This window comes from Parasphingorhabdus sp. (assembly GCF_039968395.1).
Classification (GTDB): domain Bacteria; phylum Pseudomonadota; class Alphaproteobacteria; order Sphingomonadales; family Sphingomonadaceae; genus Parasphingorhabdus.
Map to the genome: position 1 here is coordinate 694,545 of NZ_JBDVPV010000001.1, position 24,243 is coordinate 718,787.

Annotated in this window: 22 protein-coding genes and 1 tRNA gene; 14 read left to right on the plus strand and 9 right to left on the minus strand. The window is 54.5% G+C overall.

Going from position 1 to position 24,243, the window contains the following annotated elements:
- The first annotated feature begins 34 nt into the window (after nt 1–34).
- The 4 genes from ABJI30_RS03350 (at nt 35) to ABJI30_RS03365 (ending at nt 4,771) form a co-directional block, all read left to right on the plus strand.
- Nucleotides 35–109, plus strand: a tRNA-Gln gene (locus ABJI30_RS03350).
- A 263-nt stretch (nt 110–372) separates the two neighbouring features.
- The gene (locus tag ABJI30_RS03355) at nt 373–1,068 is read left to right on the plus strand and encodes a response regulator transcription factor (RefSeq protein WP_348015492.1); all 696 of its coding nucleotides are present in this window, start codon (nt 373–375) and stop codon (nt 1,066–1,068) included.
- Nucleotides 1,069–1,070: 2 nt separating this feature from the next.
- Nucleotides 1,071–2,441 carry a FecR domain-containing protein gene (locus tag ABJI30_RS03360; RefSeq protein WP_348015493.1) on the plus strand — a complete coding sequence of 457 codons (1,371 nt, stop codon included), beginning with the start codon at nt 1,071–1,073 and terminating at the stop codon, nt 2,439–2,441.
- Nucleotides 2,442–2,491: 50 nt separating this feature from the next.
- Nucleotides 2,492–4,771 (plus strand): CHASE2 domain-containing protein, encoded by a 2,280-nt coding sequence (locus tag ABJI30_RS03365; RefSeq protein WP_348015494.1) that lies wholly within the window; start codon nt 2,492–2,494, stop codon nt 4,769–4,771.
- A gap of 4 nt (nt 4,772–4,775) precedes the next feature.
- Here ABJI30_RS03365 and ABJI30_RS03370 read toward each other — a convergent pair whose 3' ends face one another.
- The 5 genes from ABJI30_RS03370 to ABJI30_RS03390 form a co-directional block, all read right to left on the minus strand.
- Complete coding sequence (locus ABJI30_RS03370; RefSeq protein WP_348015495.1) at nt 4,776–5,327, minus strand: DUF4136 domain-containing protein; 552 nt, start codon at nt 5,325–5,327, stop codon at nt 4,776–4,778.
- Between the two features lie 120 nt (nt 5,328–5,447).
- Nucleotides 5,448–5,681, minus strand: a complete 234-nt coding sequence (locus ABJI30_RS03375) for a hypothetical protein (protein WP_348015647.1) — start codon at nt 5,679–5,681, stop codon at nt 5,448–5,450.
- Nucleotides 5,682–5,683: 2 nt separating this feature from the next.
- Nucleotides 5,684–7,057, minus strand: coding sequence for a 3-deoxy-7-phosphoheptulonate synthase class II (locus tag ABJI30_RS03380; protein ID WP_348015496.1), 1,374 nt, complete (start codon nt 7,055–7,057; stop codon nt 5,684–5,686).
- Between the two features lie 128 nt (nt 7,058–7,185).
- On the minus strand, nt 7,186–8,520 hold the full coding sequence (locus tag ABJI30_RS03385; protein ID WP_348025369.1) for a cell wall hydrolase: 1,335 nt from the start codon (nt 8,518–8,520) through the stop codon (nt 7,186–7,188).
- A gap of 233 nt (nt 8,521–8,753) precedes the next feature.
- Nucleotides 8,754–10,049, minus strand: coding sequence for an MATE family efflux transporter (locus ABJI30_RS03390; RefSeq protein ID WP_348015644.1), 1,296 nt, complete (start codon nt 10,047–10,049; stop codon nt 8,754–8,756).
- A gap of 216 nt (nt 10,050–10,265) precedes the next feature.
- Between ABJI30_RS03390 and ABJI30_RS03395 the strand changes: the two genes are divergently transcribed.
- Genes ABJI30_RS03395 through ABJI30_RS03405 form a run of 3 tightly spaced genes read left to right on the plus strand, consistent with a single transcriptional unit; the run spans nt 10,266 to nt 13,513 of the window.
- Nucleotides 10,266–11,513 (plus strand): DUF2891 domain-containing protein, encoded by a 1,248-nt coding sequence (locus ABJI30_RS03395; protein ID WP_348015498.1) that lies wholly within the window; start codon nt 10,266–10,268, stop codon nt 11,511–11,513.
- A gap of 6 nt (nt 11,514–11,519) precedes the next feature.
- Nucleotides 11,520–12,683 (plus strand): histidine kinase, encoded by a 1,164-nt coding sequence (locus tag ABJI30_RS03400; RefSeq protein WP_348015499.1) that lies wholly within the window; start codon nt 11,520–11,522, stop codon nt 12,681–12,683.
- Nucleotides 12,680–13,513 (plus strand): LytTR family DNA-binding domain-containing protein, encoded by an 834-nt coding sequence (locus ABJI30_RS03405; RefSeq protein WP_348015500.1) that lies wholly within the window; start codon nt 12,680–12,682, stop codon nt 13,511–13,513. The genes ABJI30_RS03400 and ABJI30_RS03405 overlap by 4 nt, the downstream gene beginning before the upstream one ends.
- Here ABJI30_RS03405 and ABJI30_RS03410 read toward each other — a convergent pair.
- The 3 genes from ABJI30_RS03410 to dksA all read right to left on the minus strand — a co-directional run bounded on the left by ABJI30_RS03410 (nt 13,471) and on the right by dksA (nt 15,734).
- Nucleotides 13,471–14,511: a CaiB/BaiF CoA-transferase family protein gene (locus ABJI30_RS03410; protein ID WP_348015501.1), complete on the minus strand. Its 1,041-nt coding sequence runs from the start codon at nt 14,509–14,511 to the stop codon at nt 13,471–13,473. The two genes, ABJI30_RS03405 and ABJI30_RS03410, sit on opposite strands and share 43 nt — an antisense overlap.
- 89 nt (nt 14,512–14,600) lie before the next feature.
- On the minus strand, nt 14,601–15,011 hold the full coding sequence (locus tag ABJI30_RS03415) for a PilZ domain-containing protein (protein WP_348015502.1): 411 nt from the start codon (nt 15,009–15,011) through the stop codon (nt 14,601–14,603).
- Nucleotides 15,012–15,254: 243 nt separating this feature from the next.
- On the minus strand, nt 15,255–15,734 hold the full coding sequence (dksA, locus tag ABJI30_RS03420; protein ID WP_348015645.1) for an RNA polymerase-binding protein DksA: 480 nt from the start codon (nt 15,732–15,734) through the stop codon (nt 15,255–15,257).
- Between the two features lie 441 nt (nt 15,735–16,175).
- Between dksA and ABJI30_RS03425 the strand changes: the two genes are divergently transcribed.
- The 7 genes from ABJI30_RS03425 to ABJI30_RS03455 all read left to right on the plus strand — a co-directional run bounded on the left by ABJI30_RS03425 (nt 16,176) and on the right by ABJI30_RS03455 (nt 23,561).
- Nucleotides 16,176–17,444, plus strand: a complete 1,269-nt coding sequence (locus ABJI30_RS03425) for a PEP-CTERM sorting domain-containing protein (RefSeq protein ID WP_348025370.1) — start codon at nt 16,176–16,178, stop codon at nt 17,442–17,444.
- Between the two features lie 119 nt (nt 17,445–17,563).
- Nucleotides 17,564–18,847 carry a serine--tRNA ligase gene (gene serS / locus ABJI30_RS03430; RefSeq protein ID WP_348015504.1) on the plus strand — a complete coding sequence of 428 codons (1,284 nt, stop codon included), beginning with the start codon at nt 17,564–17,566 and terminating at the stop codon, nt 18,845–18,847.
- A complete protein-coding gene (surE, locus tag ABJI30_RS03435; protein ID WP_348015505.1) occupies nt 18,847–19,614 on the plus strand; it encodes a 5'/3'-nucleotidase SurE in 768 nt (255 codons plus the stop codon). The genes serS and surE overlap by 1 nt, the downstream gene beginning before the upstream one ends.
- A gap of 117 nt (nt 19,615–19,731) precedes the next feature.
- Nucleotides 19,732–20,808, plus strand: a complete 1,077-nt coding sequence (locus ABJI30_RS03440; RefSeq protein WP_348015506.1) for a M23 family metallopeptidase — start codon at nt 19,732–19,734, stop codon at nt 20,806–20,808.
- A 7-nt stretch (nt 20,809–20,815) separates the two neighbouring features.
- The gene (locus ABJI30_RS03445; protein ID WP_348015507.1) at nt 20,816–21,883 is read left to right on the plus strand and encodes a potassium channel family protein; all 1,068 of its coding nucleotides are present in this window, start codon (nt 20,816–20,818) and stop codon (nt 21,881–21,883) included.
- Nucleotides 21,883–22,602, plus strand: a complete 720-nt coding sequence (locus ABJI30_RS03450) for an alpha/beta hydrolase (protein ID WP_348015508.1) — start codon at nt 21,883–21,885, stop codon at nt 22,600–22,602. The genes ABJI30_RS03445 and ABJI30_RS03450 overlap by 1 nt, the downstream gene beginning before the upstream one ends.
- A gap of 59 nt (nt 22,603–22,661) precedes the next feature.
- Complete coding sequence (locus tag ABJI30_RS03455) at nt 22,662–23,561, plus strand: phytanoyl-CoA dioxygenase family protein (protein ID WP_348015509.1); 900 nt, start codon at nt 22,662–22,664, stop codon at nt 23,559–23,561.
- 40 nt (nt 23,562–23,601) lie between these two features.
- On the opposite strand, the gene ABJI30_RS03460 is transcribed toward ABJI30_RS03455, so the two are convergent.
- Nucleotides 23,602–24,207, minus strand: coding sequence for a TetR/AcrR family transcriptional regulator (locus ABJI30_RS03460; protein ID WP_348015510.1), 606 nt, complete (start codon nt 24,205–24,207; stop codon nt 23,602–23,604).
- Nucleotides 24,208–24,243 lie beyond the last annotated feature (36 nt).

Below are 24,243 nucleotides of genomic sequence, written 5' to 3' on the forward strand. Positions count from 1 at the left end.
GGCCCTCTCGCTCACGAACGGAGCGGTCAACTGGTGGGGTGTCGCCAAGTGGTAAGGCAGCGGCTTTTGATGCCGCCATGCGCAGGTTCGAATCCTGCCACCCCAACCAAACTCCCAAATGACGTCAGGCACAAAAAAGCCGGCAGGTTTCCCTGCCGGCCTGTGCATCGTTGAGGAGATGCGTGACGATTTCGAGCATCTGGATAGCAGAATTTCCCTGACATCGATGTAAAGGGTTGTAACGCAATGTTCATGGGACTCGCCAAATGTAAATAAACAGCGCTAAAACACTGTTTAGCAAACAAGAAGGATTGAGGGCGGGTGTGAACAGGCTCAAAATGAGTCGGTCACAAAGCGCCACGGGGATGAGATATGCGTTTAGCGATTGCAGATGACGATCAGGAGATTGTCGAATTTTTGACCAAGATTGTTGAAGGCCAGGGCCATGTTGTCGTTGGCTTTGCAGATGGTACCGCGCTGACAAGTGCATTGCTTCGCGATACATTTGATCTGGTCATATTGGATTGGAACATGCCCGGCAAAACGGGGATGCAAATTCTGGAATGGATGGAAGAAGCGATCGATGATCGCCCGCCGGTTATCATGATGACGAGTCGAACCGCCAAGCAGGATATCAGCGATGCCCTCAATGCCGGAGCGGATGACTATATCACCAAGCCTGAAGATCCCGGCGTTATCGCAGCCAGAGTAAACGCCATTTTGCGGCGCAACAGCGGCGGCTCGGCGATGGAGACTTCCGTTCAATATGGCGATTATACGCTCGACCGGATCGAGCAGAAGGTCAATCACAATGGCAAGGAGATTGCTCTGACTGCCAAGGAATTTGAATTGACCGATCTGATGTTCCGCAATCGGGACCGAACCTTGTCGCGGCGCTACATAATGGAAACTGTCTGGCGGACCAATGCGCATCTTACCACCAGAACCCTGGACATGCATGTTTCCCGGGTCAGATCGAAACTATCGCTTTCTCCCGAAAACGGATTTCGGATTTTCACGGTTTTCGGTTATGGATATCGACTGGAGACACTTGGCAACGGAGGATAGCTATGGTTGCTGCCGGAAATCACAGGATCACGGCCCCACGCACACGCTATGCTGTATTCCTTCCCCTGGCGCTGTTTGCCAGCGGAGCGATGGCTCAACCCGCAAGCAATGGTGACCGGGTCGAATATGTCTTCAAAAGCGGTGACACGCTTTACGAGCTGGCGGAAAAATATTTTCGCAAGCAAGGAGACTATCTGATCGTGCAGCGGCAAAACCGCATTGCCAATCCGCGCAAGATATCCATTGGCAAGAAAGTCACGATCCCGTTCCGCTTGCTGAAATATCGGGCCACAGAGGCCAGCCTGAGCGCTTTTCGGGGGAAGGTTTCGATCGCGTCTGATGGCCGGCAGCTTACGCCCGCAAAAGGCCTGGATATCGCGGAGGGCAGCCAGATTACCACCGCGGCGGGCAGTTTCGTGACACTCAGCCTCGAAGACGGTTCCCGGATTTCCATGCCATCGAACAGCCGGGTCAGGATCACACGACTTCGGCATATCTTGCTGACTGACAGCGTTGACTATGAATTTTCTGTCAATAACGGACGCGTGCGGTCAAAAGTGGTTCCCTTTGACCGGAAACAGGATCGTTATCGTGTCCGAACACCGGTTGCGGTATCCGCCGTTCGCGGGACCGATTACCGCATCAGGGTGGATGAAAACAGCGGGACGGCATATTCTGAAACCGTGGAAGGAAGCGTTGATGTCGCCGCAGGGCAGGAAGTGGGCGCAGCCAATTCTGTTTCCGTTCCCGCCGGCCAGGGAGCAGCAGCGACTGTGACCGGCGAATTGCTGACTGCAAATTTGCTCGACGAACCGCAACTTGTCGAACCTGCAAAGGTTCAATCCGACCCGGAATTGCGTTTTGAATTCCAGAATGCGGCCAGCCAGACCGGCGAGATCAAGGGCTATCGGATGTTGATTTCATCAGATGCCGGATTTGTCGATATACTTGACGAGAAGAACAGTACTGCGGCTGTAATGCAATTGCCTGCCATTCCCGATGGCCGATATTTCGGCAAGGCCACTTCAGTGGCTGCGAACGGATTTGAAGGCCTGCCGACGACTTTTTCGTTCAAACGGGTCTTGAGTACAATCGGCGGAACAGCCGGGCAGGGCGATTTTGGCTATCGTTTTAAATGGGCCGGCGAGGGCAAGGGCAAGCGTCTCTACCGTTTCCAGCTTGTTCCCGGTGAAAAGACAGCGTTGCCGATGATCGACGAGGCTGGCTTGACGGAAGATGTGCTGACATTGTCAGACCTGCCGGATGGCGACTATTTCTGGCGCATTGGTGTCACGCAATTCTCTGGCGATCCGGAAGACCCGGAGCCGGTAGAGAAATGGACCGAGTTTGAAAAATTGACAGTCGCTGGCTAAGTCAGTGTTCTTGCTGATTTCGGCATTCTGATCCGGAGAATTTGAATTCTGTGAAACTGCGCCGGCGTCTTGGGATAGAATGGGCGGCCGTGGCCGTGATTTCGTCGCTGTTGATGGCCCTTCTGATCTTCTGGAGCAGCCTGTCACGATTTGACAATCTGCTCTATGATCAACTGTCAGGATGGGATCGCCCGACTGCATCCGAAGATATATTGATTATCGGGGTCGACGAAGACAGCCTGGCGAGCTTTGGCAAATGGCCCTGGTCGAGAGATCGTCATGCTGCGCTTTTTGACCGATTGGCAGAGACACGCCCCAAGGCAATCGCATTCGATATCTTGCTGAGCGAACGAGGATTGTCTGAAAATGATCAGATGCTCGCCGACTCCATGGCGCGTAACGAGGCGATTTTTCTGCCGCTTCATTTTGTTTTTCCGGGCAGGGATGGAGCCGAATTTGATGTCAAAGAACCGCTGACCGGATTTTCTCAAACAGCCAAAGCGCTTGGCCATGTCAATCTGGTTTTCGATTCCGATGGAGTGGTTCGTCGAACGGGGCTGTGTTTTGCGGGAACCGGGGAAGGCGCCAAGGGCTGGCCGCATCTGATGGAGCAGGTTTACCGCCATATTCACGGCAATGCATCTCCCGCTTTTCGGCGACTTGATCCCTGCGACACACCGTTGTTGCTGCCCTATTCGGAACGCAGCGCGTTCGCCGCCATTTCCTATGCATCGATCGTGAACGGCGAGGTTCCCGCAGCTTTTCTGGAAGGCAAGACCTTGCTTATCGGCTCCACCGCCAGCGGTCTGGGCGATCGGCACGCCGTTCCGCTGGGCGATGGCGGATCGATGGACGGTGTTGAAATCATGGCAAATCTGCTGGGTGCTCTGGAACGGGACGACTTCATTGTGCCGCTGCCGTTCTGGCAGCAGTTGGCACTTTCGCTTGTCCCCGTCTGGATTTTGCTGATTGGCTTCTGGCGCTGGCGCCCGCGCACGACGATCTTCGTATCGTTGGGCCTGATTGCGCTGATTCTGGGATCGACCGCATTGTTGTTGACATTGCATATCTGGTTTGCGCCAGGAGCGGCACTGGTTGGTCTGGTTCTGGTCTATCCGATCTGGGGTTGGCGACGCTTGCAGGCGACCAGTGATTTTATGGATGAGGAACTGCAGAACTTCCGGGATAGCCGGGTCGATATTCCGGTGGTGCCGTCGCCGCTTGGCCCTGTGGATCTGGTGACCGGCCAGGCCGAAGAACTTACGCATGCCATCGGTCATTTGCGCGATTTGCGCCGGTTTATCTGGGACGCTCTATCGAACTTGCCGGATCCGATGTTTATCACTGATCTTCAGGGGCAGGTAAAATTTGTGAACAAGCTCGCACAGATCGGCCTGGAAGCGGCCCCTGGTAGCGGGGACCAAGATCTGGCTCTGGATGACATGCTGGACCGATTTGTCACGCTTGAAGATCTTGCCGATGTCAGAGCGTATCTGTCGCTGAAAACGGAAGCACAGGAGCAGGATTATGTGGAATTTACATCCCTGAATGATGAGGTGTTTGCGATGCGCCGGGCAAATATCCTTTCCGACGATGGCGAGCTGCGCGGACATATTCATTATCTGGCCGATATCACGCAGGTCGCGCAGGCGGCAGAGGAACGGGAGGAAGTTCTGGAGCTTCTTTCGCATGACATGCGGGCACCCCAGGCCGCAATTCTCGCCTTGCTGGATGGGAAGGCTGATGGCGAAACCGAGCTTCGCATCGAAGGCCATGCACGCCGAACACTGGCTCTGGCCGACAATTTTGTCGGTCTGGCACGGATCAAATCAAGTGAATTCATGGGCGAGGATGTACTGCTGTCGGAAGTGGTGGTCGAAGCAAATGACAGTCTTTGGCCGCTGGCCAATGCGCGCGGGATTAAATGTACGGTCGATAATCAGCTGGACGGTGCATTTGTATTTGGCGAGCCATCCAGCTTGCATCGTTCTTTTGTCAATCTCATCGACAATGCGATAAAATACAGCCCCGACAAGGGCGTGGTGAACATTGTCCTTCGCGCGATTGACATCGATCAGCAACCCCACATTTCCATCGAAATTTCCGATCAGGGCAACGGTATCTCGCAAGATATGCTCGGGCAATTATTCCAGCGATTTACCAGCGATGACCGGATGGCACATGGTCATGTCAAGGGAACGGGACTTGGCCTCAATTTCGTTGAGACGGTCATCAAGCGGCATGGCGGAACGGTGCGAGCAGAGAATGCGAGAGATGGCGGTGCGCGGTTTACGGTGCTGCTCCCGGCTGCTCCTGAAATTGCTGATTAGCTGGTTATTCTACACCGGCTCTGGTGCGTATAAAATTTTCCACATCTGAATTGGGGGCATTCCCGAAATCTGACATCGCCCCCCGGACAAGGTGAGGAAGAGAATCGCTGATCGTCCCCTTGCAATGATATTCTGCCGCCGTACCGGAATAGACCATCTGACCTGTCGCGCGATCCACGATAGAGACGGTCAGTCGATGTTCTTTATCATCGCATGATTGGAGGGGTTTCTTTTCCTTCTGCGCTGCCACAATCGCCGTATCACTGTCTTCTCCCACCGAAACGGAAATCGAAGCCGGACGTTCAGCCAGTCCGATATCGACCAGCATCGGAGCATCGTCAGCCATCTGAAGCCCTTTGCGTTTCAGGGCCGCGCCAACGAGGTTTCGAGCCGTTTCATAATGTTCATTGCTCTGATCGGAAACGTCGCCAAAACCATATTTTTCAGGCTGAGGCAGAGGGGCCACGCTATGCGTCGTTACCCGTGTTTCTATAGGCCCGCTGCAGCCAGAAAGAACGGCCACCGAAATGGCAATCAGAAATGCTGAACGGATCATGGCGCTCCCGGAATCGTTACCGACGATAATCAAAGACTAATATGGCGGCCTGAAAATAGCCAGCGACAATGCGAGCGGGCCGGATATCCGGCGTGCAGCTTACTGCAAATAGATGCGAAACTACCGCGTAAGTGCGTAATAAATCACGTAGAGCCAGGACAAAAATCCATGGATGATTGCCCAGACGATCGATTTATGGGTCGTAAAGCTGATGACAATGGCCAGTGCACTGCCAAACCCGACTCCGTTGCGGACGATTTCCTTGCGTACATAAGTTGCGCCTCTGCTCATCGGTGATTCTCCCGGTGCATAGTCTTCTGGCCGCATGCGTTCAGTTTTGATCTTGTCAGCCATGGTCAGGCAGCCTCCCTTGCGCGGTCTGAAAGTTCTTGATTGAGCATTTCTGCCAGCAAAAAGGCCAGCTCCAGAGATTGTGCTGCATTCAGCCTTGGATCGCAATGGGTGTGATATCGATCGCCCAGCGCCGCGTCCGTTATCGCGACGGCACCACCAGTACATTCAGTAACATTCTGGCCTGTCATTTCGCAGTGGATTCCGCCAGCGAATGTCCCTTCGGCGCGATGAACAGCGAAAAATCCGCGTACTTCTGCCAAAATGCGTTCGAATGGCCGGGTTTTATATCCGCTGTCCGCCTTGATCACATTGCCGTGCATAGGATCGCACGACCAGATGACCGGATGGCCTTCTTTCTTGACTGCACGCACCAGCGGAGCCAGTCCGCTTTCTACCTTGTCATGGCCGAAGCGGGAAATCAGGGTGATTCGGCCTGGTTCCCTTGCAGGGTTGAGCGTATCGAGCATTTTAAGCAGATCATCTGGTTCAAGCGACGGTCCGCATTTCATGCCAATCGGATTCCCGATCCCGCGCAGAAATTCGACATGGGCCGATCCTTCAAAACGCGTGCGATCACCAATCCAGAGGAAATGTGCACTGGTATCAAACCAGTCGCCGGTCAGCGAATCCTGCCGGGTCAGCGCTTCTTCATAGGGAAGCAACAATGCTTCGTGGCTGGTGTAAAAGGACGTCGCCTTGAGCTGGGGAACGGTATCGGGATTGATACCGCAAGCTTCCATGAAGGACAGAGCTTCGCCAATGCGATCCGCCATTTCTTCGAACTTCTTGGCCCATGGGCTGCGCGACATAAAATCGTGAGTCCAGCCATGAACTTGCTGGAGATTCGCATAACCGCCGGTTGAAAAGGCGCGGAGCAGGTTAAGCGTCGCCGCCGCCTGATTATAGGCGCGTACCATCCGGTCCGGATCCGGATCACGCCGGGCGGCGTCAAACTCGATTCCGTTGATAATGTCACCACGATAACTTGGCATTTCCACGCCATCCTGCACTTCGGTCGGTGCGGAACGCGGCTTGGCAAATTGGCCTGCCATACGTCCCAGCTTTACGATGGGCAGTTTGGACGCATAGGTCAGAACCACCGCCATCTGCAAAATGACCCGAAAGGTATCGCGAATATTATTGGGATGAAACTCCGCGAAGCTTTCGGCGCAATCTCCGCCTTGCAGCAGAAAGGCCTTGCCTTCAGCGACTTCGGCCAGATCCTGTTTCAGGCTGCGGGCTTCGCCTGCAAAAACCAGAGGTGGGTATGTGCCCAATAACTGTTCGGTCTCCGCGAGCTTTGCAGCATCGGGATAGTCAGGCATTTGCAGCCCTTCAAAATTTCTCCAGCCGTTTGGCGTCCAGTTCGTCGCCATAGAAGTGCTCCAATAAATCTCTTACAAAATCGGGAGCCTTTAGGCTCGTTTCAAGTCCCATGGCAAGCAAAAGCGCGGTTTGGTTGCGTCTGTAACCAGCCCGTCCGAGCCCGAAAGCGAATCCGGCACTAGCTGCCGGGTTGGGTTTTCCACGTTCCCGACTTGCGATATTCGGGTTTGATCTGGCTGACGTCCGGGAGTTTTTGGCCCGCATATGCCTTGTCTCCGCCTTTCTTCAGCGCTTCTTTGCTGTAATCCGGTGCCCGGTAGGTTCGCGGTCTGCCAACTGGCGTCTGGGGTGGAGATTGTCTGAGCCGTCGGGCGGTATCCGCAGCGACGGCGAAGGCTTGTGCGTCGCGGGCGGCTTCGCGTTCGGCTTTCCGTCGAGCATCCTCATAGGCTTTTTCGAGTGCGATCGGATCAAGCGAGGGGGCGGAGTTCACATTTTGCGCGCGTGGTTTTGGTCCGGGAAGTGGCTCGCGGCCGCGATAATTCTGGCTGAACGCACTGGCTTTGCCGGCGCTGCCTTTCCAGCTGTAAAAGCGATGCGCACCAATGGTGCCCAGAAACCGCAAACTGGGTGCCCAATAGGGATAGATTTCCGTGGTGTGATAATGGGTTGCCGTGCCGACCGGTGAGGCGATTTTGCCTGACAGTGCAGCAGCAGAGACTTTCCCGGCCCTGTTCCAGTGAAAGCGCGAAGGTTTGCGGCTGAGCGATCCGTCGCAAGTATAGGAAAACTGGCAACCTGTCTGCCGTTCGCTTCCTTGAAAGATCACGCCGCAAACGGTCCCCGGATAGCTGGGATGGCGAACCCGGTTAAGAATGACTTGCGCAACCGCTCGCTGTCCGGCGTCCGGTTCCAGACCGGCTTCATAATAAATTGCGGATGTCAGACATTGCTGAGCGCGGTTCGTGTCGATGGCAGACCCTTTGAAAGCAATTGCGCGGATGAAATGGGCAGAAGCGGTTTGATCACGAGCGCTATCGGTCGTTGATCCCGACAGATCATTTTCCCAACCGCCCAGATCATTGGCCAGAGGGTCCACGGCCAGTTCGGCATAGTTTTGCGGAATGGCAAAGCCCGGGTCGATAAAATAGAAAGCTGATCCGGCGAAATTCTCTTCGGGTCGCTCAACCGGCTGGAGGCCAGGATCACTGGGGTGGAATTTATGGGCATCAACGCTGCCCTGCGGCATGGTGACGGGAACGAGTATGATGCCAAGCAGGAGCAATGCCAGCAATATGCGTTCGCGGACGCTTAACTTTAACCCAGAGGGAGCTTTTCGGGAATTTCGGTCTTGCGGGAGTTTTTCGGGCTCTCCCCGTCCTTCATTCATGCAGGCATCAATCGCCGTAGCCGTCTGAGAAGGTTCAGCCATAGCGGGCGCAAAACCAGATGGTCCGGCTGATGCCAGATCATTTTCGCTGAGGCGCGGAACATAAGGCGGAGGAACTTTCATTCGCTGCGAAGCGGCCTTCCCGAGGTTTGCCAGTGAGAGGGAGGCTTATAGCGCTGAACAAGTTAGGATTTTGCCCTGCATTTGAGTTGTTCCAACATGGGACGCAGGACCCAAACGGATTAAATGGTTAACGCAGCAGTTCTGCGGAAAAATTGGGCAAGTGGAAAACACATGGCAAAAAACGTCTTGTGACAGGTTTGGTTTTTGCCCCGAAGGTTCCAGTTATGCGTCCTTCAGGAGTGATTCTGCCGAACGGTATTTTTCTCGTGCATGTTGATCAGATGCCGGATCACACCGTAGCCAATCACACCAAAAATGACTCCGCCAATAGCGGGCGCGATCAATATGCCATGCAACCCGTAGAGTGCATCACCAATCCAAAGAAACGGGATCAATCCGATAGTGTTACGCAGCCAGTTCATGATCATCGACCATGCTGGCCGTTCGAGATTGTTGCAGGCGGCGTTGGAAATAAACAGCACACCATTGAAGAAGAACAGTGGGGTCAATACCAGCGCAAAGACGCGGAATAGCTCGCGGCCCTGGGCTTCAAGATTGAATATGTCGCTGATCGGATTGTTGAAGAGCACCAGGAGCGGCCAGACCAGCAGGGTATACCCCAAAGCAAACAGCATGGACTGCTGAACGGTCAATCGGATCCGGTCGAACTTCAATGCACCAAAATTTTGCCCGATAATCGGACCAACCGCGCCGGAAAGCGAGAATAGCAGGCAGAATACCACCGGAGCGATCCGGCCCATCACGGCGAACCCTGCGACGACATCGTCTGAATATCCAGCGATGAATCGATAGGAAATAAACCCGCCGAGCGGCGTTGCAACGTTGGTCATGATCGCGGGGATCAGAATCGCCATGACCGGCTTCAGATCCAGTTTGAAAAATTCAAATGAAAACCGTTCAAAACCGCCGTAATATTTGATGATCGGGATGATCGCCACAAATGATGAAGCGATTGCAGCACAGGCGGATGCCATTGCAGCACCATTGATTCCCAGACCAAGTCCGAAAATGAAGATCGGGTCGAGTATTGCATTGACGATCCCCATGCTGAGAGTCACGTTCATCGCTCGTCTGGCTGCGCCATGTGCACGCAGAAACCCGGAACTGACCATGGCCGCGACGCCGAACGGCATGAACGGGGCAACTATGCGGATATATCCGGTTGCGGCGTCGCGAGTTGACCCTTTGGCGCCGGCCAAGGACAGTATTTCCGGTGCAAAGACAAAGAAGATGATTGCCAGCGGAATGACGATCATCATGCTGAGAACCAAGATATTGGTCAGATAGCGTCGTGCATATTGGGGGTCACCCCGACCAATGCTGCGCGCCGCCAGCGCGCTGGTCGCGATCATCAAGCCTATGTTGAACGCCGTTCCAAAAAAAAGGATCGTTGCGGCAAATCCCATGGCCGCGGTCAGGGAACTGTCGCCGAGCTGCGCTATGTAGAGCAAATCCACAAAATCAACGATGAACATTGTCAGCAGACCGAAACTGGCTGTCATCGTCATCACTGTAATATGCCGAAGAGGCGGGCCGGTCAGGAAAATGGCTTTTTCTGAAGAAATGACATTGATCCTGACGTTGACGGTTTTGGCTAGGATGAAACCGGACCAAAAAGTTTTGGCCGGAACTGGCAATTTGCGTTTCTGTTTTTTGCCCTATACCGTTTTGCCAACCGGTCAAACCATCTCTAATGTACAGACTCTAATTTCGGGGAGCGTTCCATGCGCCAGCTAGTTGTATTTTTATCTGTTCCGCTCATTCTGTTGGGGGGCTGTGACCAGATTTCAGAGCAGGGCGATGAAAAAGCGAATGACCAGGGCCTTTTTGAGCGCAAAAATATTGCTCCTGATCCTGCGGACAACAGCCAATCTCCGCGTAAACCCGAACATGCATTTGCCCGAATCGCGCTGAATTGCATCAACAAGCAATATCCCAACAAGATCAGCCACGTTATGAACAGTGCGGACGATGTTGCCGAGCCCGCCAAATTGACACCGGTGTTTTTTGGCTGTTTCGACTGGCACAGTTCCGTGCATGGCCACTGGTTGCTCACTCGCTTGTGGGGTCAGGACCTGGTCCCGGAAATGGACGACGAGATTGCCGCTGCACTGAGCGCGAATTTTACGGCGTCAAAAATCGCAGGTGAACTTGCCTATTTCAGTTCCGAATCGCGAGGAGCGTTTGAGCGGCCATATGGACTGGCGTGGTTTCTGCAATTGACGGCCGAACTGCGCGAGACGTCTGCTGGGCAGGGCCCCAAGGCGGAACAGGCGCAGGTGTGGCTGGACGAGCTGTTGCCGCTTGAAGCTGTAATTGTCGGGCAGATCAAGCAATGGGTACCCAAGCTTGCCTACCCGATCCGGCTGGGAACCCACAACCAGTCGGCCTTCGCGTTCGGGCTGTTTCTCGATTGGGCCCAGATCGCCGAAGACGCGGAAATGGAACAGTTGATACGGGATAAATCACTGCTGTTTCATCGCGCTGACCAGAATTGTCCAATCGGCTACGAGCCCTCCGGTGAAGATTTCCTCTCACCTTGTCTGATGGAAGCCGATCTGATGCGGAGGATCATGAGCGAGGGCGAGTTTTCGACGTGGCTGACAAAATTTCTGCCGGATATTCCGACAGATGGCCGGGCGGACTGGCTCGCGATCGGCATTGTGAATGATCCCACTGACGGCAAACTCGTGCATCTTGATGGGGTGAACCTGTCTCGCGCCTGGGCGCTGCGCGGCATTGCTTCTGCTCTGGCGGACGATGATCCGCGCATCGCGGCGCTGCTTGCTGCGGCGCAGGCCCATGGTGAAGCAGGAGAAGCATCTGTCAGCACGCCGCATTATTCCGGCAGTCACTGGCTCGCGAGTTTTGCAACCTATCTGCGTACCGGACGCGGGATATCCCTGCCGGAATCGGCAGTGCAGGCGAATGCAGATTCGCAAGATGCTCCAGAGGATGCAACAGGTGACTGACATATCATGATCTCGGGCCCGTACGATCGTTCGCAGCAACATGCGCAATCTGCCACATCCGGTTTCTGGCAGCGGCTGTTTCCGGTAAATCGGGATATCGCGATGACAAGCATGGTTGTGATCTGGGCAGGTTATTTGCTGTTTGCGGTCATGTTTCTGTTTCTGACGCGATCGGCAATCTCAGCCATGATCTTGTTTGATTACCTGATGTTCATCGGGTTGGCGCTGGTTGCAACTTGGGTCTTGTACCGCGCGATTCTGACTGTAGGTGCGGGCGGCGTTTCGGCCGGAATTGCACTTTTGACCCTGCCTGCAATGGCTCTGGCTCTGCTGATTTCGATTCTGGGTTTTCGAATTGTCGATGACACCGGGATATTTGCCGGAAATTTTCAGTTTTTCGCAAACCTCGCTCCGGCCAGCACTCGTTGGCCGGACTTTCTGGTCGCAACTTTTGTTCACTATCTCGTGCTGGCGGGTTGGGGCGGCATTTATCTGGCCTTTTCGCACGCGCGCGCAACGCAGGCAGAGATGGTTCGCAGCAGGCAACTGGACCAGTCCACCCGGGAAAGCGAATTGCGTGCCTTGCGCTACCAACTCAACCCGCATTTTGTGTTCAACGCGCTTAACTCGGTCAGCAGCCTGATAATCGACCGCAAAAACTCGCAAGCCGAACAGCTGGTCGAAGATCTCGCAGACTTTATGCGCGTTGTTCTGAAGGAAGGCAGCGAACACATGATCGGCCTGGAACAGGAGATTGACCAGCAAGTCCGCTATTTGCAGATTGAACAGGTGCGCTTCCCCGATCGCCTTACATATGATGTTCAGATTGACGAGAATGTCAGAGGCTGGAAAATTCCGGCACTGATTATCCAGCCGCTGATCGAAAACGCGATCAAGCATGGAGTGGCCAGTTCATCCGATCCGGTGCGGATATCCATCAGTGCCCAGCGAGACGGGCCACGGCTCAGGCTGACAGTCATGAATGATGGTCAGATAAAGCGGGATCTGACCATGGATCGCGAGACCGGAACCGGCCTTACCAATATTCGCGAACGGCTGAGCGCGGTTTACGGGCATGAAGCAGCGCTGACGACCGGGAACAGCATTGACGGGATGGCTGTGGCAAGTGTGATTGTGCCAGACGATTCTCGTGCATTACAGCTGTCATGATGTCGAACGCAGTCCCTTCGGATCGCTCCCGGTCAATTCATGTATTGATCGTCGACGATGAACCGCTGGCCAGAAAGCGCCTGAGCGCTCTTTGTGAACGCACCCCGGAAATCGGTCAGATAGATACGGCAGATGGTGGTCAGGATGCCTGGGATCAGATCACCGGCAATTGTCCGGACCTGCTGTTGCTCGATGTTGACATGCCGGGCTTGTCGGGACTGGAACTGGCGGACCGTTGCCGGTCGGAAGCACATAAGCTCACCGCCGTTCCCGAGATAGTTTTTACAACCGCCCACAGCACATATGCGGCACAATCCTATCGTCTCGATGCTGCGGACTATTTGCTGAAGCCGGTGAAGCAAAGTCTGCTGGTCGAAGCGGTGCAAAAGGTTGAGATCCGGCGCAATGCGGTCGGTGCCGGGATCAATGTGCAATCGCAAACCGAGTCACCGGATTCCTATTTGTGGGTGCAAGATAGTGAAGGGACCATCCGCATTCGATGCTGCGACATTCAGTATGTTCGGGCTGAACGGGACTATATGCGGCTATGCTTGCAAGATCATAGCTATCTGGTTCACGAGCCAATGCATGTCATGCAATCGCGGTTGCCGTCCGACATTTTCTTGCGGATACACCGGTCCGCCGTCGTCCGGAAAGACTTTGTGAAAGATATCCGGCGGGACAAAAGGCGCATCTATGCCCTATTGCAGGATGGCACCGAATTGCCCGTGGGTCCCAGCTATATATCAGTGCTGGGCAAAAATATCCGAACCTGCCGGCATGATGTTCAAGCAGGCGGTACGGGCTTGTCCGACACGGTTCGCGAATAGCGGGGAGCCGGCGCAGGCTGCATAAATCCGCCGACATCGACAAAGGTTTCCCGTTCGACATTATGCGGATGCTGTTTGGCTTCCGTTAGTGACAGGACAGGGGCAAAGCAAATGTCCGTACCTTCCATCAGCGCGCACCATTCGTCTCTGGTCTTGGTAAGAAAAAGCGCCGTCAGCTTTTCCTTGAGCGGGCCCCAGGCGGCCGGATTCATCTGCGCATCAAAATCGCTGTCCTGGGACAGGCCTGCCACTGCGCGCAGTTCGGCGTAAAATTGCGGTTCGATCGATCCTATCGAGATATATTTGCCGTCAGATGTCTCGTAACTGTCGTAGAAATGGGCGCCGGTATCCAGCAGATTGACTCCCCGTTCATCGCGCCATTGGCCGATATTCTGAAAATCGAATATCATGGCCATCAGCGCCGCTGAGCCATCGGTCATGGCGCAGTCAACAACCTGACCTTCACCACCGGTTTTCGCGTGGAGCAGGGCGGATACCATGCCCAGCGCCAACATCATCCCGCCACCACCGAAGTCGCCAACCATGTTGATCGGCGGTGTCGGTTTTTCGTTGGCCCGGCCAAATGCATGCAAGGCACCCGAAACAGAGATATAGTTGATATCATGACCGGCGGCATGTGCGAGCGGGCCATATTGACCCCATCCGGTCATGCGCCCGAAAACCAGCTTGGGATTGTCTTTCAGCAAAACTTCTGGGCCCAGACCCAAGCGTTCCATGACGCCCGGACGAAAACCTTCGATCAGACCATCGGCTTCTTTGACGATATCACGCGCTTGCTGGATGCCGGCTTCCGACTTCAGGTCGACTTTCACCAGATTCCGCGACCGGGAAAGGGCCAGTCTTGCATCAGGCGGCCGGCCGGGGCGGTGCAGCACGGTGACAGTTGCGCCCTGATCCGCGAGCATCATCCCGCAAAAAGGTCCGGGGCCAATACCCGCAAATTCAACGATATGGATTCCTGAGAGTGGTCCGGCCATGAGATGCTCCGCTTAATCAAGTGATTAAACGACCTAAGCGGGCGGCGGACTTTAAATCAAGTGTCTAAATAGACGAAGTGCCGGAGAGTTTAGCGTGGACGCTGCCCATGGGCGAGCGGCACGCGTTTGCTGGCCTGTTGTTTCAAATAGCGGGGCAATTCCAGTTTGGACTGACCAACTGGCTTGCGGGCCAGCTTGGGATCAATCGCATAGTCAAATGCCACGCCGAAACGGCCTTGGGCGACCCATGCGACATAGCCGGTGACGCGGCCAATATTTCGCAATTCCAGTTCAACTTTATCACCGCGTTTTGCGCGGACGGCAGCTTCCGCCATCAGTCCGCCTGCAGATAGATTCCGAATACGGACATCGCCGCAATTGTCGCCATCGACAAATCGCAAATTGGCCTGAAGGAAAAGACTGTCCCGGTCCACTTCGCGCTTGGGCAAGCCGCTGGTGTGATTGTTCGGTCCAAGATTATCGTCGTGTGGCTCGTTCATGTGCAATCCGGAAATTAGAAATTGGAACTCTTTGCTTCCTCTTAATTAACTCTCAAATGATGGAAAATTGGTTAACCTGCCCGCAGATTTCTGTGCAGTGTCTGGATGGCGGGTTTGCAGTGCGTGCAAACAAGCTGGGGACAACCAGGACAAATCGTCTGCGAAAGGGTGAAATTTGACGGGCCGGCTGGCTGCAGCGCAGGCGATGCTTAGTTAGAACATATCATCAATAAGTCTTTTAAACTATTGATCTCGCGATATTTTTTCATTTCGCTCATGAGCTTCCTGAGCTTCCACAGTCATCGTCGCAATTGGACGCGCTTTTAGCCGTTCCAGTGAAATCGGTTCGCCCGTCACCTGACAATAGCCATATTCGCCTTCTTCGATTCGGCGCAGAGCGGAATCGATCTTGGAAGTCAGTTTGCGCTGGCGGTCGCGTGTGCGCAATTCCAGGCCCCAGTCGGTTTCGCTGGATGCACGATCATTCAGATCTGCTTCCTGAATTGGTCCGTCCTGCAAGTGAGCCAGGGTTTCCTTCGACTCATCAATTATCTCTTGTTTCCAACGTTCTAGCTGACGTTTGAAATAGGCCTGCTGAAGTTCATTCATAAATTCTTCGTCATCGCTTGGATCATAAGCGTCGTCGAGAACAATCTCTTTTTTTGCGGCGCGTTTCGACGGGGATTTCTTCTTCGCTGAGGATGCCAATTTACTCTCCAACATCTGCCCCCAAATCCGTTGCGGATTGGTGAGGGAAAGGACATGGAACGGGCCTATAAACACGGGTCGAACGAGAGACAAGGCGCAAATTGAAACCACAGGATAATTTCTCTTTACTTCCAAAACAATGGTGTGGCGCGGAACGCGGGCGATGGAAAATATGAGCTGTATCGACGGAAGGCCGCGCAGGTTGCCGGCGCGGTAAATGTTCTTGTTTTTGATGGTTTTGATAACGGTTGACCGGAAATCGGTATCAAATCGGGACATTAACTTCACCTGATCACAGATTGGCAGGGAATTGTTGGATTAATTTTCAGAAATCAGGGTTAACGCAATTGTTATTAACTTTTTCTTCTGCGCTTCTGATCCATGTCGGAGCAGCAAAGTCGGCCTCAGCGTCAGTTGAGAGTTCCTTTGTCTCCAAAGCGGAAGAGAGAATATATTATGTCGGTACGGATGGCTTTAGCAAAATTATGCGCATGCACTTGCGGCGGCGCATTAATTGGTGGCGGTGCGGTGCACGTCACCGAGGCGCCTGCAGCCCCTTATGTCAAAAAGGCTGACAGCAAGAAAAAATATCGCAAACGTGTTTTGCGCAAGGGACAGTCTGCACGCAAAGTGAAGCGTATCCGGCGGACCGTAACGACCAAGACCGTCACTGCCTGTGCACCAAGTGTCGTGAAAATCACGCAGGCTGCGGCACCTCTTCCACCTCCACCTTATATCCCGGCTCCTTTGCCTCCGATTCCTGTACTGGAAAGCGGTGGCGGTTCGGTCCCGGTCGTAATTGGCGGTAGCGGCGGATTTGGCGGCGGCGGTTTCTTTGGCGGCTTCTTCGGCGGCGGTGGCGGAAGCGGCGGCGGAAGCGTTGTAATTTCGTCGACCAGCACCGGCGGCTCCACCAGCACATCCTCGGGTGGCAGCTCGACCAGCGGTGGTTCGACGAGCACATCAGGCGGCTCAACGAGCACTTCTGGTGGTTCAACCAGTACATCATCCGGCGGCAGCAGCTCGTCTTCATCCTCATCCTCATCTTCCAGCAGCTCCAGTTCATCGAGCAGTTCGTCCAGTGGTGGTTCGAACGGCGGATCAAATGGCGGCAAGCCGCATCCTGGTGGTAGCAACGGCTCGTCGGGCGGTTCCGGTGGATCGAGCGGTTCTTCAGGAAGTTCGGGTAGCTCGGGCTCGTCAGGTTCATCGGGATCATCAGGAAGTTCCGGATCATCCGGATCATCCGGATCATCCGGTTCGTCGGGTGGATCTTCCGGTTCTTCAGGATCGTCCGGCGGTTCAAGCAGTTCAAGTAGTTCAGGTTCTTCCAGTAGCTCCAGCTCTTCCAGTGGCGGTTCGTCGAGCAGCAGCTCTGGGGGTTCGAGCGGAAGTTCCGGTTCCTCGAGCAGTAGCGGTGGTTCGTCCAGCAGCAGCTCTTCTAGCGGATCCAGCTCCAGCAGTTCGACATCTTCGGGTGCGACCGGCGGATCATCCAGCTTTGGCGGAACGACCAGTTCTTCCGGCAGCTCGGGTTCTTCCAGCAGCAGCTCCTCAAGCTCGAGTTCAAGCTCGTCGAGCAGCAGCTCGTCTTCCGGTGGTTCGACTGGCGGTTCGACGGGCGGAACCCCGGTTCCTGCACCACCAGTTGTATTGCTCTTTGGTGCAGCCGCGGCAGCATTGTTCGCGCGGCGTCGGATGACGAAAAAAGCTGTCGACGCTTAAAACAGGATTTTGAAACTCCATTTGGGGCGGCAGGAGCGATCCTGTCGCCTCTTTTTTTGCCCAAACTTCTGGCGATTGACCCTTGATAGATAAGCGTGCGCTGGGCATAGGCTTCTGCCATGCACGATCTAAAATATATCCGAGAAAATCCCGCCGATTTTGACGCTGCGCTCGCACGGCGTGGAGCAGGCCCGGTGGCAACAGAGCTGCTCGCGCTGGATGAAGAAAACCGGCGTATCGCGACCGAATTGCAAATGGGACAGGCCCGCCGGAACGAGGCGTCAAAAGCCATAGGTCAGGCAAAAGGGAAGGGCGACGAGGAAACTGCACAGGCGCTGATGACAGAAGTCGGAGAGCTCAAGGCATCGTTGCCCTTGCTGGAGGAAAAAGAGCGCGAGGTGTCGGGCCGACTGAAGGATATGCTGGCCGCACTTCCCAACCTGCCCGACAGCGATGTTCCAATCGGCGAAAATGAAGATGACAATGTCGAAATCACCCGCTGGGGTGATCCGCGCAAATTTGATTTTGAACCGGTAGAGCATAGCGATCTGGGTCCCCCGCTGGGGCTCGACTTTGAAACCGGTGTAAAAATGTCAGGCGCACGTTTTACTTTTTTACGTGGTCAAATGGCGCGGCTGCAACGGGCGATTGCGCAATTCATGCTCGACAAGCAAACCGTTGAAAATGGCCATACCGAATGCGCGCCACCGCTTTTGGTGCGTGACGATGCTGCCTTTGGTACTGGCCAGTTACCCAAATTCGCGGAGGATTTTTTCCGGACAACGGATGGCCGCTGGTTAATCTCGACTTCCGAGATCAGCCTTACAAACAGTGTTCGGGAACAGATATTGGAAGAGGCAGACCTGCCGATCCGTCTGACCGCACTCACGCCCTGCTTTCGCAGCGAGGCCGGTTCTGCGGGCAAAGATACAAAAGGCTATATCCGGCAACATCAGTTTGAGAAAGTTGAGCTGGTAGCCATTGTCCATCCTGATCTTTCTGAATCGGAACATGAACGGATGACAAAAGCCGCGGAGTCGGTTTTGCTTGCATTGGAACTGCCGTATCGAAAGGTGCTTCTATGCACAGGCGACATGGGTGCAACCGCGCGCAAGACCTATGACCTGGAAGTCTGGTTGCCAGGTCAGGACACCTATCGCGAGATTTCAAGCATTTCCAATTGCGGTCCCTATCAAGGGCGCCGGATGAATACCCGTTTCCGGCCAGAAGGCGAGAAAAAGGGAACGGAATTTGTTCATACGCTCAATGGTTCGGGCCTTGCAGTCGGCCGGACGCTGGTCGCGGTGCTTGAAAATTACCAGCAAGAAGATGGATCTGTTACCGTTCCGGAAGCATTAAAGCCTTATATGGGCGGGATCGAGAAGCTGGAGCCCTTGTCCTGATGCGTATTCTGCTCACAAATGACGATGGTTTTGATGCACCTGGAATGAAGGTGCTGCTGGATATTGCGCAGACCTTGTCCAACGATCTGTGGATCGTCGCCCCGTCAGACGAGCAGTCAGGTGCGGGCCATTCGCTCACGTTGACGCGCCCGCTGCGCGTCCGCCAGCGCGGCGATCAGCAATATTCCGTTGATGGCACTCCGACAGATAGCGTTATGATGGCAGTTGCCAAGATCATGAAAGACGGACCGCCCGACCTGATACTGTCCGGTGTCAATCGCGGTGCCAATCTGGGCGAAGACGTGACTTATTCGGGGACGGTTTCCGCCGCCATGGAGGGCGCACTGGCGGGTATTCCGTCGATTGCACTTAGCCAGTCCTATGCACGTGGTGACATGGGCAACGACGTTCCGTTTGATGCCGCATCCACTTGGGGAGAACGCGTTCTGCGCCCACTCGTCAAGCAAAGCATGGATCACCGGACACTGGTCAATATCAATTTTCCGGCCGTGCCTGCCGGAGATGTCAAAGGCGTCCGCGTCGTGTCTCAGGGCATAAGAGACTATGGCCGATTGCAGATTGTCAGCAATCGCGACCCGCGTGGTTTCGAATATCACTGGTTCGGACTGGGACCAATGGTGGAAACGCCTGCGCACAGCACAGATCTTGAGGCGATTGAGGACGGATTTGTTTCGGTGACCCCGCTACACCTTGATTTGACCCATTATGACTCAATTGAAACGCTTAAAAACGTTTATAATCAATAGATTGAAAATTGGAAAAATGAAATTTGCCAATGTTCGGTCCAACTTGGGCTGGCAACCGGTGCAATAGCTGCTAGGAAGACGTCAAGTTGTTGGGAAGTCTTTTTCATGGGGGCATCCATGCGTAAAATTCTAGCGTTAATTCTTGTGTTCGCCATTTCGGCGTGCATTCCTCCGGGCCGCGATTACAGCTGGCCGCAAAATGAGCCTGCACCTGTCCGTGCCCCGATGCTCGAAACTGATGAAGCTGCATTGGGAGGCCTCGTTCCCCAGTCCGCTCCGGCTCCCTGGCAGGCGCGTTCCGTAGTGCCTGCCGCAGAAACCGTTGCCGATGTGAGCTATGTCGTGCAGCCGGGAGATACATTGCGCGGCATTGCCAATAAAACCGGTGCCGGTTCCCATGTGATCGCTCGCGACAACGGACTCGTTGAACCCTATATCATTCAGCCGGGACAGCGGCTCACGATCACCGGCGGTCGTTATCACAGCGTCAGTTCGGGAGAAACCGGAATCGCGATTGCCCGAGCCTACGGTGCACCGTGGCGAGATGTGGTTGCGCTAAATGGTCTGGAAGAACCATTCGTCCTGCGCGTAGGGCAAAAACTTTTGCTGCCTGCAACCATTCCTGATGACCCGATTAACATGAGCCTGGAACAGCGCGCGGCGGCATTCCGGCTTGATATTGATGATATTGTTACCGGCGGGCAGCCCGCTCTGGCAGCTTCCGCAACCGGCAGCGCTGCGACGCCAGAGCCCTCCGATTGGCGCAAGGCAGTGATGCCCGACAGGCCTGTCTCACCAGCGAGCGGATTTGCCGGTCGTTTCAATTGGCCTGTCGACGGGAAGCTGCTATCCGGCTTTGGAAGCAAAGGCGGTGGCGTTGTGAATGACGGATTGAATATTGCAGTAGCCGAAGGCACGCCCATTCGCGCCGCAGCCGATGGCGTGGTGGCTTATAGCGGCGACGAGATCGATGTTTTTGGCGGATTGATTTTGATCAATCACGGCGAAGGATGGGTCACTGCTTATGGTCATGCCAATCGGTTAAACGTCACGCGCGGTCAGAAAGTTAAAGCCGGCGACATGATCGGTCTGGCAGGCGACAGCGGCTATGTGCAGGAGCCGCAATTGCATTTCGAAATCCGCAAAAATCGTAAACCGGTTGATCCACGGTCCTATTTGCCGAAACGGACCTGATCCGCCTATGGCCCGACGTTCCAATCACAATCTGTCCGACTATCTGACACTCCGCCGCCGGTCTAGCCTGCCGATCTGGCTGGATATTGCGTGGCGGGTAATGTTTGTTCTGGGACTGATCGCGATGGCGGTTGCGGTCCACTGGTTCGATCGCAACGGCCTGCAGGACAGCTATGATGGCGATGTCAGTTTCCTCGATGTCGTCTATTTTACGATGATTTCGATCACGACAACCGGCTATGGTGATATCGTTCCGGTAACGGAACGCGCGCGCCTGTTCGATGCGCTGGTTGTGACTCCTATTCGCATCTTTGTCGTGCTAATCTTTGTTGGCACGGCCTATAATTTTGTTTTCAAAAGAACCTGGGATAATTGGCGCATGAAACTCATCCAAAGCAATTTGCACGATCATATCGTGATCGCCGGTTTCGGAACAAGCGGCAAGGAAGCCGTGCAGGAATTGCTTGCGCGCGGGACCAATCCTGAAGAAATCGTTGTTATCGATCCTTCCGACGATGCGCTCTCCGAGGCTGAAAAACTGGGCTGTGCCGTAATTAACGGAGATGCCACTCGCGATTTCGTTCTGCTGGATGTGAAAATATCCCGCGCCCGTTCGATGATTGTATCGGCGGGTCGTGACGACACCAGCATATTGATCGTGCTGACCGCGCGCCATCTCGCCTATCATTTGCCGATCAGTGTCGCCGTCAAAGCGGCAGATAACGAATTGCTTGCCCGTCAGGCCGGAGCAACAACCGTCATCAATCCCGTCAGCTTCGCGGGACTGTTGCTGGCCGGGAGCTGTGAAGGCCCGAAAATTTCTGACTATCTCAGCGATCTTGCCTCAGCCAACGGACGGGTAAAACTGATCCAGCGCGTAATCACGGAAGATGAAGTCGGTCTGGCGATGAACGAAGTGGTCAAGGACGGGCTGGGTGTTCGTATCTATCGCGGCAATGAGGTCTATGGGTTCTGGCAGCCGCAGGCGAAAAAACTGGAAGCGGAAGACATTATCGTGGAGATCGTTCCGGGCAACGGGGCTCCTGACGAGGAGATTGAGACGGAGCAGGCCTGATGGCTGAACCTGTCCCGATGCCAACCGGTCTCCGGCCGCCAAGCCGGTTTGCGCAGGCTGCAGAGCTGGCTTTCCCGCTCGACATGATGCGCTTTGGCTTGCAATGGCCGCGGCTGGTCACAGCGCCGCGGGGAGATGGCCGGCCGGTTTTTCTGTTGCCCGGCTATGGTGCAAGTGAAGTTTCGATGCAGCCGCTTGAAGCGTTTCTGCGGCGGTTAAACTATGATGTTTCCGACTGGCAACTCGGCAGGAACGGCGGCTCTGTCAATCGCGATGTTGCGCGATTCCGGGAAATTGCCGAAGCAGAATTTGCAGAAAATGACGGCGAACCCTTTACTTTGATCGGATGGTCGCTGGGCGGAGTTATTGCGCGTGAGACAGCGCGGCTCTCGCCACATATGGTTCGCGAAGTCATTACCATGGGCACGCCAATTATCGGGGGGCCCAAATACACGTCCGTAGGGCAGCGCTATGCACAGGCCGATGATATCCGGCTCGATGAATTTGAACGCAAGGTGCACGAACGCAACAGCATCGGTTTCGACCAGCCCTTGACCGTCATTTATACAAAACGGGATGGCGTTGTGGGACCAGACATCGCCAAAGACATTTATAATCCGCAGGCGCGCAATATCCAGGTGGATGGCGGTCATTTGGGCCTGGGCTTCAATCCCCGGGTATGGCGTATCATTGCCGATACGCTGGCAGGACGTGTCTGACTTTCGCTGACTTGAGCTAAATTGTTTTTCCGCTTACTCTCTCGAAAAGGAGAGAGATAATGACGGTATTACAGCGGCTTTCCGCTAACGATAATCCTGAAGAACTGGCACAGATACTGCGCGATGAAGGGGCCGTGATTGTCGAGCATGTCCTTGATGCATCTGCCCTCGAAAAGCTGAAATCGGAAATCATGCCCTATGTCGAGGCGACCGAAACCGGGCGGGATGATTTTACCGGACGCAAGACCACGCGGACGGGTGCTCTGGTGGCCCGGTCAGAATCCTGTCGCGATCTGGTCATGGATGAACTGATACTGGGCGGTGCCAATGCCTTTCTGAAACCTTTTTGCGAGCGGATACAGCTCCATCTCACGCAACTGATCCGGATCCAGCCGGGACAAGTCAAACAACCGCTTCACCGCGATCGGCTGGCCTGGGGCGGCTTCCTGCAGGATAGTATAGAACCGCAATTCAATACGATCTGGGCAGTCACGGATTTTACCGAAGAAAACGGCGCGACACAGGTCGTGCCCGGTTCCAACAAATGGGAGAGCGGGCGTGAGGCCCGTCCGGAGGAAGTTCAATATGCCGAGATGAAGGCGGGTTCCGTGCTGGTCTATTCGGGATCGGTCATTCATGGCGGCGGCGCCAATCAGGCTGATCATGACCGGATGGGACTGAACATTACCTATGCTCTGGGCTGGTTGCGGCAGGAGGAAAATCAATATCTGTCCTGTCCGCCGCATATCGCGAAGGATTTCGATTCGGCCCTGCGGGAACTACTGGGATATTGCATGGGCAGCTACGCGCTTGGCTATTACACACCGCCCACCGCACCGGGTGAAGGCCCGGAAGTGGTTCCGCCAGAATTTCTGTTTTCCGGAAAGGTAACCGACTGGAGTGACGGTGAAGACCTTTATGAAAAAGTGACTGAGCGTTCGATTACCGGAGCGGTTTGAAGCAGGTTGGCGAAGTCTGCTTTGGGCGCCAGAGCGGACGTCAGGATTTGATTTGAGGCAAAAAGGTTTTGAAAAAATCGAGAAGCGCGGCATCGCGCGGTTTATCGCTTACTTTGTCCTGTAGGGGAACGAACATCCCTGAAAGCCGCATGTCCAGATAGCCATGCATCATGGACCAAAAGGCAATCGCCACCGTATCTCGATCAAATTCAACCTTGGGCATAGACAGTTCAATTTCATTGCAAAGTTGATCATAGATTTGGTCCATAACCGTCAAAAGTCCGGGATCCTGCAGATCGATCAAATCACCTCGCCATAGAAGCTTGTAGCGATGTGGAAATTTGAATCCGAAATTAAACATCGCGTTGCCGAATGCGTCAATCCATACGCCGGAACCCTCCGTTGATTTAGAGAGGCCTGCATCTACAGAGCGCAAGATGGTTTCAAACTGCCGCCTGGCAAGCGCAGTCAATAAAGCCTTGCGATCCCGGTAGTGGTTAACTGGGGCACCGTGCGAAACGCCGGCTTCTCTAGCAACCGCTCTAATCGTCACGCCATCGACGCCATCCCTGTCGAGAAGCTTAAGGGCTACATCGAATAACACCCGTTTCAGATCGCCGTGATGGAATGATTTTTCTTTGATCATAACTCATATTGACACCGTCTACTTAATAGTCAATAT